The organism is Plesiocystis pacifica SIR-1, from assembly GCF_000170895.1.
Lineage (GTDB): Bacteria > Myxococcota_A > Polyangia > Nannocystales > Nannocystaceae > Plesiocystis > Plesiocystis pacifica.
Window position 1 is genome coordinate 1 of the sequence record NZ_ABCS01000175.1, and the last position, 11,291, is coordinate 11,291.

An 11,291-nucleotide genomic window follows, 5' to 3' on the forward strand; every position below is an offset into this window, starting at 1 on the left:
CCATCAAGCTAATACCGACACTCGACGATCATCGCGGTGATGTTGTCGGTGCCGCCTGCGGCGTTCGCCTGGTCGATCAAGTCACCCACGCCGGCCTCGAGGTCCGGGGCGCCGGTGACGATCTTGTGGATCTCGTCGTCGGACAGCATGCCCGAGAGCCCGTCGGAGCACAGCACGAAGCGGTCGCCGTCTTGAATCTCCCACTTGCTGATGTCGACGACCACGTTCTCGCGCATGCCGAGGGCGCGGGTGATGACGTTCTTGTGGGGGAAGTTGCGGGCTTCCTCCTCGGTCATGTCCGGGCGCGCGTCCTTGTAGTCCTCGAGCAGGGAGTGGTCGCGGGTCAGCTGCTTGATCTCGTCCTTGCGGATTCGATAGACGCGCGAGTCCCCGACGTGGGCGACGTAGGCGTGGTCGCCGTTGATCAGGCAGCCGACGACCGTGGTCCCCATGCCGCGCAGGTTGGGCTCGGACTGGGACTTTTGGAAGATGCGCAGGTTCGACAGCCGGATGCCCGCGACGAGGCGGTTCTCGACGTAGCTGAGGTTGTGATCGTAGCGGTACGGCCAGGTCGCGTCGGCGTCGCGGGAGTGCTGGTAGAACTCCCCGACGACGTCCGCTGCGAGCTTGCTCGCGACCTCGCCACAGGCGTGGCCGCCCATGCCGTCGGCGACGATGAAGAGTTGTTCATCCTCGATCAGCGCGAAGTAGTCCTCGTTGTGAGTCCTCTTCATCCCGACGTCGGTCTTGGCTGCGTAGCGGATACGCACGGTCGGACGATGGTAGACGACGACGGCGCCGTCTGAAAATCAAAGTCCAATCACCGCGATGAATTTCGTCGAGGCTGCTGGGTGAGTCGCGCTGTACATCTCACCGCGGGGGTCACGGGCCGAAGCCGTCGCGTTCCCAGGTGGGTCGTGGGCCCGGGGACCGGTCGCTCGGAGCCGCATCAAAATCTTCGCGGCCGGATCCAGAAGGGGAGCGCGCTAGGCGCGGAGTTGGCTGAGGGCGGGAGATCTCTGCACGCGGGTCCGATCTCAGAACTCGGTTTTTCTGGGTCGAGGGGCCAATCGAGACCCAATCGGAGGTTGATCGGAGGCCGCGGCCAGCCCAATCTCCAAGTCGGATCTCCAACCGTCCGCGGGGCTTGACATTTGCTCAGTGGTCGGTGAGCGTGACCCCGATGCCCCGCGTCCGTGCCCACCTGCTCACGATCGGCGACGAGCTGCTCGCGGGCGACATCGTCGACCGCCACAAGGCCTGGCTCGGCGAGCAGTGTCGAAAGCTCGGCATCGAGGTGGTGCGGGCGACGACGGTGCGCGACCGCGAAGACGAGATCGTCGCGGCGATGCGCACGGCCGGGGACGAGGTCGAGCTGTGCCTGGTGTCCGGCGGCCTCGGCCCGACGACGGACGACCTCACGGTGCAGTCCGCGGCCAAGGCTGCGGGCGTCGAGCTCGAGCGCCACGCCGACATCGTCGCGCGCCTCGAGGCCTTCTTCTCGCGCTACGGCCGAGAGCTGGTCGAGGCCAACCTGAAACAGGCCGATCTACCCGTGGGCGCGACGGTGCTCGACAACCCCATCGGCACGGCGCCCGGCTTCGCCCTGAGCGTCGGCGGCTGTCGGCTCTACTCCATGCCCGGCGTGCCCCGGGAGCTGCACTTGATGTTCCGCGAGCAGGTCGTGCCGCGGCTGCGCGAGCGCTTCGAGCTGCAAGCGCGCGCGCGCCGGGTCTACCGGGCCGTGGGCCGCGGGGAGTCCTCGCTGCAGCAGGTCATCGGGCCGGTGCTCGACGCGGCCCGGGAGCGCTCGCCGGGCCTGGCCAACATGTTCGTCCACTACCGGGCGCGCTACCCCGAGGTGCAGCTGCTGCTCGAGGGGACCCCCGGCGAGGCCGGCGACGGGGCCCGGGCGACCGCCGAAGAGCTCGCCGGCCTCGACGACGCGCTGCGCGAGGCGATCGGGCCTGCGGTCTACTCGATCGGCCCCGGCGACGGCGGCCCCGAGCTCGCGCAGGCGCTGGTCGAGGCCCTGAGCGCCCGCGGGCTGACCGTGGTCACGGCCGAGTCGTGCACCGGCGGCGGCGTCGGTCAGGCGATCACGTCTGTCGCGGGCAGCTCCGCGGTGTTCCTGGGCGGCGTGATCGCCTACGCCAACGCCGTCAAGGAGGGCCAGCTCGGCGTGCCGGCCGAGGCCCTCGCCGAGCACGGGGCCGTGTCCGAGCCCGTCGCCCGCGCCATGGCCGAGGGCGCCCGGGAGCGCCTCGGCGCCGACCTGGGGATCTCCACCACCGGCATCGCCGGCCCCGGCGGCGGCAGCAAGGACAAGCCCGTGGGCACCGTCGACGTGGCGATCGCCTCGGCCGCCGGTACCACCTACGAGCGCCTGCGCGTCCTCGGCAAGCGCGAGACCGTGCGCAAGGCGACGGTCATGTGGGCCCTCAAGCTCGCCTGGGACCACCTCGAGCTCGGCGTGCGCGTCGACGACTCCTCCTCCTGATCTCCCACCTTGTCTGTGCTGGACAAGGTCCCCGCCCGCGTTGGCGTTAGGGTCCACGCACTCCTCCCCGCCAGCCCCCCACCGACTCACAGGACTCATCCCATGCCCAAGCCCGTCCCCGTCAACAAGCAACAAGACCAGCGCTCCGCGGCCATCGACCTGGCCCTGGCGACCATCGAAAAGCAATTCGGCAAGGGCTCGATCATGCGGCTGTCGGCCGACGGCAAGCTGCCCAGCCAGGACGTGCCGGTCGTGCCCACGGGCTGCCTGGGCCTCGACATCGCCCTGGGCATCGGCGGGCTGCCCCGCGGCCGCATCGTCGAGATCTACGGGCCGGAGTCCTCGGGCAAGACGACCCTGACCCTGCACGCCGTGGCCGAGGCCCAGCGCCAGGGGGGCGTGTGCGCCTTCATCGACGCCGAGCACGCCCTCGACGTCGGCTACGCCCGCAAGATCGGGGTCAAGACCGAGGACCTGCTCATCTCCCAGCCCGACTACGGCGAGCAGGCCCTGGAGATCTGCGACATGCTGGTGCGCTCCGGGGCCATCGACGTCATCGTGGTCGACTCCGTCGCCGCGCTGACGCCCAAGGCCGAGCTCGAGGGCGAGATGGGCGACAGCCACGTCGGCCTCCAGGCCCGGCTGATGAGCCAGGCGCTGCGCAAGCTGACGGGCTCGGTGTCCCGCGGGCGCACCCTGGTCATCTTCATCAACCAGCTGCGCTCCAAGATCGGCGTGATGTTCGGCAGCCCCGAGACCACCACCGGCGGCAACGCGCTCAAGTTCTACTCCTCGGTCCGCCTCGACATCCGCCGCATCGGCAAGATCAAGCAGGGCGACCAGGTCACCGGCAACCGCACCCGCGTCAAGGTGGTGAAGAACAAGATGGCGCCGCCCTTCCGCGAGGTCGAGTTCGACATCAACTTCGGCGAGGGGGTGAGCAAGGAAGGCATGCTCATCGACCTGGGCGTCGAGGCCAAGGTCCTCGACAAGGCCGGCGCGTGGCTGAGCTACAAGGGCGACCGCATCGGCCAGGGCCGCGAGCGGGCCAAGGACTTCCTGCGCGAGAACAAGGACATCTTCGGGGCCATCGAGGCCGAGGTGCTGTCCAAGCACGGGCTGGATCGTCCGGCGCCCGAGGGCGAGCGGCCCCTCGACGCCGACGCGCCGATCGGCGCGACGATCGTCAAGGCTCCGCGGGCCAAGAAGACCACGGCCGCCAAGTCTCGGCGCAAGTAGACTGCTAGGCTGCGCGCGTGGCCGCCAACGTCGTCCTCATCATCACCGATCAGGACCGGGCGCGGCCGAGCTACGAGCGCGTCGCCCTGCGCTGTCCGGCGCGGGAGCGGCTGCGCGCGTCGGGGCTGAGCTTCGAGCAGCACCGCATCGCCTCGGCGGCCTGCGTGCCCAGCCGGGCGTCGATGTTCACGGGCCACTCGCCCTGGGTCCACGGGGTCACGCAGACCGACGGCCTGGCCAAGGGCCACGACGACCCGGCGATGCGCTGGCTGTCGCCGACGCAGCTGCCGACCCTGGGGCACTGCCTGCGCGCCCTCGACTACGACGCGGCCTACCTCGGCAAGTGGCACCTGTCGGCGGCGGATCTGCGCGACGGGCAGGGCACCGTCGCCACGGTCCGGCGCGAGGGCAGGCGGGGCGTTCGAGCGCCCGCGGGCGAGGCTCGCTACCGCGAGGCGAACCCGCTCTCGGCCTTTGGTTTCGACGGCTGGATCGGCCCCGAGCCCCACGGCGCGGCGATGCACAACTCGGGCACGATCCGCGATCCCCTCTACGCCGAGCAGGCCGTCGAGTGGCTGCGCGAACGCGGCCGCCGCTTCGAGGGCGGCGAGCGCAAGCCCTTCTTCCTCGCGGTCAACTTCGTCAACCCCCACGACATCGTGTTCTGGCCGGAGTGGTCGGTGTTTCGTCCGCGCTGGCTGGGCTCGGGGGTTCCGTCGAGCCCGCCGCCGCCGACGGCGGGGCTCGGCGTCAAAGAGCTGCTCCGCGAGCCTCCCGTGCGGAACCAGTATCGAGACCGATACCTGCGCGCCTACGGGCCCCCGGACCTGATCCGCTCGGCCTACGAGCTGCGCGGCGAGGCCTATCGGCGCTTCTATCACGCGCTGATCGAGCGGGTCGATCGGCACATCGCCGCGGTCCTCGACGCCCTCGACGCCCAGCCCTTCGCCGAGCAGACCGCGGTGATCTGGACGGCCGACCACGGCGAGCTGCTCGGCGCCCACGACATGCATCAAAAGTGGTTCAACGCCTTCGAGGAGACGGTGCGCGTGCCCTTCGTGGTTCGCGCGCCGCAGCTGCGCGCGCGGGCCGGACAGCGGGTCGAGGAGCGCAGCTCGCACCTGGATCTGCTGCCGACGATCCTCGGCCTGGCGGGGGCGGGCAAGGGCACGGCCGCGCGCGCGCGGCTGGAGACGCAGCTGGACGAGCGCTTCCCCAAGGCGCGCCCCTGGCCCGGGCAGGACCTGCTGGCCGAGCGCGCCGAGCTCGACAGCTACTTCGTGACCGCCGACGCGATCGTCAACGGCAACCAGCGCCTCGCCGCCGTGACCCGGCGAGCGCCGGCGCTGCGTCGCCTGTCGATGCTGCACTACACGCCCATCGACGGCTGCGCGACGGGGGTCGAGGCTCTGGTCGGGAGCGTGGAGGGGCGGCCCTACAAGCTGTGCCAGACCTTCGATCCCCGCGGGACGGTCCTGGACACCCTCGCGCTCAACCCAAGGCAGCGCTTCCCGGGCGAGCGCGAGCTCTTCGATCTCGAGGCCGATCCGGCGGAGGCGCGCAACCTCGCGGGCCAGTCGGCGACGGCCCAGATCGAGGCCGCGCTCGTGCGCCGGCTGGGCGCCGCCCGGGCTGCGGTGGGCGGGCCCAAAGCCGGAGAAGTCGCGCTACTGGACTAGCTGGATCTTGCCGCCCTGGACGAGCTCGTCGAAGAAGCTGCCGCCGGGGCTCCACCAGCTCGCGCCGCCGGGGTCGGCCCCGGTCTCGAGCAGCACGCCGGCGGTGCTCAGGCCCAGGGCGACGGAGCGGGTGTCGGGGCCGGCGGGCGCACAAAAGCCGCAGCTGAAGTCTCCGGGCGCGCACGCGTCGGTCTCGAAGTCGAAGTGCTCGGCCCCGACCACGCGCAGCATGGGCGCGCCCGGGAGGTTGGCGAACACGTCGGTGAAGTTGTTGTTGGTGTTGCACTGTCCGGGGTTGGCGATGGCCGCCCGGGCAGGCACGTCGAGGCTGATGGCCGCGGCCATGCCCCCGTTGTCGACGGGATCGAGGCCGACAAAGGCGACGGCGTTGTTGGCCTGGCTGGCGGCGAGGTAGGCCGCGAGGCCGCCGGCCGAGAAGCCCGAGTAGACCGCGCCCGAGGGCGAGAGGGAGTCGCCGAGGGCGGCCATCGCCTCGCCGTTGAGGGCGTGGTCGATGGTGAAGGAGTTGGTGCACAGCGGGACGGTGTAGACGCGCACGCCCCAGCTGGCGATGTGCTCGGCGGTCGGGGCCATGTCGTCGATGGAGCGCATGAAGCCGTGGGCGAGGAACACGGCGGTGTCGGGGGCGAGGTCCTCGGACGGCTCGAAGAGCTCGTACTCGAGGGTGCAGCCCTGGACCGCCTGCTCGCTCCCGCTGCTGACGCTGACCGAGTAGGGCCCGGGCTGGGCGTAGTCGGCCCCCTCGGCGTTGCCCGTGTCGGTGGAGCTCTCCTCTTCGGTGCTCTCCTCCTCGGTGGTCTCGCCTTCGGTGGTCTCGCCTTCGGTGGTCTCGCCTTCGGTGGTCTCGCCCTCGGTGGTCTCACCCTCGGTCGACTCGGAGTCGGTATCGGTCGGCCCGGCGTCCTCGCTGCCGGTCTCGCTGTCCGTGGTCTCGGCGTCGGTCTCGGCCTCGTCGGTGCCGACTTCCGTGCCTTCATCACCGCCGTCATCCGTGCACCCGGGAGCGACCACGGCAATTGTTGCGAACGAGGCGGCGAAGCTAAGAGCCTTCAGATGAGCGTTGGAAAGCCGTTTTGGGGTCACGGCGCAATCTAGGCACGCCTTTCCGCGCGCGGCAAGGCGGTCGACTCACGCGGAACTCGCGGTCAAATGAGGACCGAATGCCGCGTGAAAGTCAGGCGGCCCAGTTCACGAGTCGGCGCCGGGACGCAGCGCTCGGTACATCCGCGGCAAGGAGCGATCGAGTCGATGGCTCACGCCCGAGTGACCGCCATCAAATTCCTCGTAGAGGTGGGGCACGCCAGCGGCCTCGAGCTTGGCCACGAGGGCCCGGGTCCCGAAGTGGATGAAGTACTCGTCGCGGAAGCCACAGTCGAGGTAGAGGCTGGCGAGGCGCTTCATCGACGCGACGCTGCCGGGGGCCTCGACCAGCTCGAGGGGATCGTGGGCGAGCCACCGGGCCCAGCGCTCGCGATCGCGGGCGCAGGTGCGGGGGTCGACGGGCAAGCGCGCGCCGTAGGGGGCGTCGGCCTCGGGGGCGTAGGTGGCCGCCATGGCCAGGAGCATGAGGGTGTTGAACTGGCGCCCGCGGATCTTGTCGGAGGCCCACAACTTTTCCAGGAACGCGCCGGCGTCGTCGAAGCGGGCGAGCTCGGCGAGGGCCCCGGGGAACTCGCGGCCGTAGACCAGCTCGAAGCCGACGTCGCCGCTGTGCGAAGCGGCCGCGCCCCAGCGATCGCCGTGGCGCATGGCGTGGATCAGCGCCGCGTAGCCGCCGCTGCTGTGGCCGAACACCGCGCGCTGGACGGGGCCGCCCTCGGGCTGCTCGCTGACGTTGAAGCGATCCTCGAGGGCGGGCACGAGCTCGTCGAGGACGTGGGTCTCCCAGTCGCCGAGGACCGCGGAGTTGACCCACTGGTTGCCGCCCAGGCGCGTGAAGCCGTCGGGCAGGGCGAGCACCACGGGCCCCATGGCGCCGCTTTCGATCAGCCGATCGAGGCGCTGGGGCAGGGACTCGCCGAAGCTCTGCCAGTTGAGCAGCTTGAAGCCGGTGCCGCCGAAGGCCGCGAGGGCCACGAACAGGGGGAAGCCGCCGGGCGCGTCGGGGTCGTAGCCGGGGGGCAGGTAGACCGCGCAGCTGCGGGTGCTCGGGTCGCCCAGGGCGTTGCCGGCGAGGGCCTTGGACTCGAGGGTGAGCTCGACGAGCTGTCCGCGGGGGCGGGCGAAGTTGTGGCGGGGCATGGCGCCGCCTTTGTACCGCCAAACGAGAACGCGCGCCCTCGGAACACCGAAGACGCGCGCGCGGGCGAGAGCCCTGAGCCGTGGTTGGACCACGACGGTGGAAGCCGAGCTACATCAGGCTCTGGAGCTTCATGGCCACGCCCATGTCGCCCTCGACGCGGAGCTTGCCGCTCATGAACGCGGTGGTCGGGGCGAGGTCGCCGGCGAGCATCGCCTCGAGGTCCTCGAGGGTCAGGCCCACGGTGCACTCGGCATCGCGCTTGTCGTTGCTGACGGTGTTGGGGGTCGACTTCCCGTCGATGTAGACGACGCCGGCGTCGCCGCAGTCGAACATCAGGGTCGCGCCGAGGCCAGCGTCGTCGCCGACGCGCTCTTTGATGGTGTTGGTCGCACTCTCGAGACTCATCGCTAGGATCCTTCCTGGCCGCACCGCTTCGAACCGTCGGCCACTGGCCGGCAGTAAACCCCGTTCAGGCCGGTGGGTCAAGGCGAACGCCGAGCATGCTCATGGTTGCGGCGCGCAGCCGATTGCACGCAGCGTGGGGCCGAGTCTGCTCGCCCGAACGCTCAAACCAGGCGGTGGAGGGTGCCTTCGCGGGGGAGCACGATCCAGCCCTCGATGCGCGCGGCCGCTTGCGCGAGCTCGGGGATCGGGCGGGTCACGCCCTTGGCCTGGGCGCGGGCGACGAGGGCCGCGACCACGGCGTCGAGGCAGTCGTCGCTCTCGTGACAGCGCTCCCGGTGGCGCGGCGCGAGATCCAGCCACGGCGCGCGCTCGAGCAGGGCGTCGAGCAGGGCCGCGCGCGCGTCTCGGCGATCGCGGCCCTTGTAGTTGCGCGAGGGCAGCTCCCAGGCCTGGAGGGCGGCGCCGGGGTAGACCTCGCTGATCGCCCGGCGCGACTTGCCGCGGCCCGAGACGCCGCCGGAGCGATCGACGACGCCGAGGTGGCCCAGGAGGTGAGCGCAGCGCATGGCGGGCACGGCGATCCAGTCCGAGGACACCGACAGCGGCAGGCGGCCGAGCTCGTCGAAGACCCAGCGATCGGTGGTCCGCAGACGCAGCGCTCGGCGGCGCAGGTCGGACCAGCCGGGCTCGCTCACGGCCGCGCCGGCGCCGTGGCGCGAGACCATCTCGACGAAGGCCAGGGGCCAGCCAAAGGGCGCGTCGATGCCGACGAAGGCGGCCTTGGGCACGAGCTCGTCGAGCAAGGCGGCGTCGTCCACGTTCACGCTCAGGCGCAGGACCTTGGCCCGCTTGGCGCTCCACTCGATCAGCGCGGCGGCGGTCTTGGCCGGCTGGCTCGCCAGGTCCACGCCGAGGGTGATCACCGCCGCGCGCCCCCACCCGCGGCCACGGCGGGCGCCGTCCGCCGGCGCAGCCCGTGCTCGCCCACGGGCCGGCGGGGCTCGTCGTCGGGCAGCCAGCAGCCCGGGCGCAAGGTCAGGACCTCGTAGCCCGACTCGGTCACGAGCACGGTGTGCTCGGTCTGCGCGCTGCGCTTGCGGTCGCGGGTGACCACGGTCCAGCGATCGCTGAGCAGGTCGCAGTCCGGGCTGCCCGCGTTGATCATCGGCTCGATGGTGAAGGTCATGCCCGGGCGCAGGCGCACGCCGGTGTTGCGCTTGCCGACGTGGGGCACCTGGGGGGGCATGTGCATCTCGCGGCCGATGCCGTGGCCGCAGTAGGCCTCGCCCACGCCGTAGCCGTGCAGGCCGTTGGCGAACTCGTGGATGACCGCGCCGATGTCCCCGATGGTCTTGCCGGGCGCGACCTCGCGGATGCCCAGCCACATGCTCTGGCGGGTGACGTCGACGAGGGTCGCGGACTCGGCCGAGAGCTCGCCGACGCCGAACATCTCCGAGGTGTCGCCGAACCACCCGTCGACGATGGTGGTCACGTCGATGTTGATGATGTCGCCGTCTTCGAGCGCGCGCTTGCCGGGGACGCCGTGGCAGCTGACCTCGTTGACCGAGGTGCAGACCGAGCCGGGGAAGCCGCGGTAGTGCAGGGGCGCCGGGTAGGCGCCGTGGTCGACGATGAATTCGTGACACAGCCTGTCGAGCTCGGCGGTGGTCACACCGGGGACGACGTGGGGCGCGATGAAGTCGAGCACGGAGGCCGCGAAGCGGCACGTGACGCGCATCTTCTCGATCTCGGCGGGGGTCTTGATCTCGACGGCCATGGCGTTGCTCAGGGCGAAGGCTGGATCGAGGGTAACCCCCGTCGCGGGCCGAGGGGGTGTCTGGGGGCGCCAGAAAGCCCGCCCGAACGGTCCATTTGAGGGTTCTGGAGATCGCGCGGAGATCGGCGCGGTGGCTCTGCGTGCGCGTCGCGGGGGTCGGACAGCCCTCGCGCGCCTTCGCTCCAGCCCGAGGTCAGCCACCTTCGGGCCCAATTTGAGGGTTCTGGGCCCCGCGGGCCCGGCATTGGGGGAGGCCCCGCGCTGGCCAGCCCGGCGCAGCTGTGCCACGCTCCCGGCCCCGTGTCGGATCGAGCTCAGCCCGCTCCCGAGTCCGCGTCGGGCGTCGCCTTTGGCGAGCTCGCCGAGACCCTGTCGCGGCGCCGGCTGATCGTCGTCAGCGGCAAGGGCGGGGTCGGGCGGACCACGGTCGCGGCCTTGCTGGGCGCCGCGCTCGCGGACCGCGGCCGCAGCCAGGGCCGACGCGTGCTGGTCGCGACCACGGGCCACGACGATCGCCTCGCGTGGATGCTGGGCGCCGAGCGCCTCGAAGACCAGCCCCGGGAGGTCTCCCCGGGCCTGTGGATCCAGCGCCTGGTGCCCGCGACCTGCATCGAAGAGTACGGCGCCCTGGTGACCGGGCGCGCGCGCCTGAGCCACGCGGTGTTCGGCAACAAGGCCGTGCGCCGGCTGATGCGGGCCATCCCCGGCCTCGACGACTTTGCGATCCTCGGCAAGGCCTGGCACGTCGCGTGTCGGGCCCGCGACTTCGACACGCTGATCTTCGACGGCCCCGCCTCGGGTCACCTGCGCCTGGTCCTGGGCGTGCCCCGGGCCATCGTCGACACCGTCGCCGAGGGTCCGCTGACCCGCGAGGCCGTGGCCATGGTCGCCGCCCTCGAGGACCCGGAGCAGACCGCCGCGGTGCTCGTGGGCCTGCCCGAGTCGTGGCCGCTGACCGAGCTCGGCGAGCTCGCGGGGGCGCTGCGCGGGGAGCTGAACATCGCCGTGGACGCCCTGGTCATCAACCAGATGCGGCCGCTGCTCGGCGGGGCCGAAGCGTTGGGCGCGGTCGAGGGGGCGGACCCAGGGCTTCGGATCTTCGCGGACACCGTCGCGGCCATCGAGGCCACCGGGCTGAGCCAGCGCGCGACGGTCCAGGCCTGGCTCGAGGCCAAGCGCGAGCCCAGCCCGCCGTGGCTGAGCGTGCCGTGGTGGCCCTGGGGCGTCGACGACCCCGAGCGCCTCGCCGAGCTGCTCGCGGCCCTGCGCGAAGGTCGAGACCTGCGCGAGCTCGAGGAGGTGCGCGGTGTGGCCTGAAGCCCGCGGGCTCCTAGTACCACGTGTCCGAATCCGCGCCGGGTTTGGAGCGGCACTGGAACCCGAATGGCTGTGTCGCCGCTCCTCGCAGTGGGGTCGACCACAGCGTCG

General features: G+C 71.4%; 10 protein-coding genes. 4 read left to right on the forward strand and 6 right to left on the reverse strand.

Annotated features, from left to right (window positions below; genetic code table 11):
• Window positions 1–8: 8 nt before the first annotated feature.
• Window positions 9–770, reverse strand: coding sequence for a Stp1/IreP family PP2C-type Ser/Thr phosphatase (locus tag PPSIR1_RS40025; protein ID WP_006977042.1), 762 nt, complete (start codon window positions 768–770; stop codon window positions 9–11).
• 413 nt (window positions 771–1,183) lie between these two features.
• Between PPSIR1_RS40025 and PPSIR1_RS40030 the strand changes: the two genes are divergently transcribed.
• From PPSIR1_RS40030 to PPSIR1_RS40040, 3 genes are all read left to right on the forward strand, one after another.
• On the forward strand, window positions 1,184–2,500 hold the full coding sequence (locus tag PPSIR1_RS40030; RefSeq protein WP_006977043.1) for a CinA family nicotinamide mononucleotide deamidase-related protein: 1,317 nt from the start codon (window positions 1,184–1,186) through the stop codon (window positions 2,498–2,500).
• A gap of 102 nt (window positions 2,501–2,602) precedes the next feature.
• Window positions 2,603–3,739: a recombinase RecA gene (recA, locus tag PPSIR1_RS40035; protein WP_006977044.1), complete on the forward strand. Its 1,137-nt coding sequence runs from the start codon at window positions 2,603–2,605 to the stop codon at window positions 3,737–3,739.
• Window positions 3,740–3,756: 17 nt separating this feature from the next.
• Window positions 3,757–5,418, forward strand: a complete 1,662-nt coding sequence (locus tag PPSIR1_RS40040; RefSeq protein WP_006977045.1) for a sulfatase family protein — start codon at window positions 3,757–3,759, stop codon at window positions 5,416–5,418.
• Here the strand turns inward: PPSIR1_RS40040 and PPSIR1_RS45305 are convergent.
• From PPSIR1_RS45305 to map, 5 genes are all read right to left on the reverse strand, one after another.
• Window positions 5,407–6,450: a lipase family protein gene (locus PPSIR1_RS45305; RefSeq protein WP_006977046.1), complete on the reverse strand. Its 1,044-nt coding sequence runs from the start codon at window positions 6,448–6,450 to the stop codon at window positions 5,407–5,409. The genes PPSIR1_RS40040 and PPSIR1_RS45305 overlap by 12 nt on opposite strands.
• Before the next feature lie 177 nt (window positions 6,451–6,627).
• On the reverse strand, window positions 6,628–7,680 hold the full coding sequence (locus PPSIR1_RS40050; protein ID WP_006977047.1) for an alpha/beta hydrolase: 1,053 nt from the start codon (window positions 7,678–7,680) through the stop codon (window positions 6,628–6,630).
• Window positions 7,681–7,789: 109 nt separating this feature from the next.
• A complete protein-coding gene (locus PPSIR1_RS40055) occupies window positions 7,790–8,086 on the reverse strand; it encodes an SCP2 sterol-binding domain-containing protein (protein WP_006977048.1) in 297 nt (98 codons plus the stop codon).
• 161 nt (window positions 8,087–8,247) lie between these two features.
• Entirely contained in the window at window positions 8,248–8,994 is a 747-nt protein-coding gene (locus PPSIR1_RS40060; protein WP_198154727.1) for a DUF429 domain-containing protein, read from the reverse strand.
• Between the two features lie 11 nt (window positions 8,995–9,005).
• Window positions 9,006–9,863 carry a type I methionyl aminopeptidase gene (gene map / locus PPSIR1_RS40065; RefSeq protein ID WP_006977050.1) on the reverse strand — a complete coding sequence of 286 codons (858 nt, stop codon included), beginning with the start codon at window positions 9,861–9,863 and terminating at the stop codon, window positions 9,006–9,008.
• Between the two features lie 300 nt (window positions 9,864–10,163).
• On the opposite strand from map, the gene PPSIR1_RS40070 reads away from it, so the two are divergent.
• Entirely contained in the window at window positions 10,164–11,180 is a 1,017-nt protein-coding gene (locus PPSIR1_RS40070; RefSeq protein ID WP_006977051.1) for an ArsA-related P-loop ATPase, read from the forward strand.
• Window positions 11,181–11,291: the final 111 nt, after the last annotated feature.

Bases quoted from the DNA above. Each gene is read 5' to 3' on its own strand.
- PPSIR1_RS40030 (WP_006977043.1), top strand. From the start codon at position 1,184: ATGCCCCGCGTCCGTGCCCACCTGCTCACGATCGGCGACGAGCTGCTC.
- recA (WP_006977044.1), top strand. From the start codon at position 2,603: ATGCCCAAGCCCGTCCCCGTCAACAAGCAACAAGACCAGCGCTCCGCG.
- PPSIR1_RS40050 (WP_006977047.1), bottom strand. From the start codon at position 7,680: ATGCCCCGCCACAACTTCGCCCGCCCCCGCGGACAGCTCGTCGAGCTC.
- PPSIR1_RS40055 (WP_006977048.1), bottom strand. From the start codon at position 8,086: ATGAGTCTCGAGAGTGCGACCAACACCATCAAAGAGCGCGTCGGCGAC.
- map (WP_006977050.1), bottom strand. From the start codon at position 9,863: ATGGCCGTCGAGATCAAGACCCCCGCCGAGATCGAGAAGATGCGCGTC.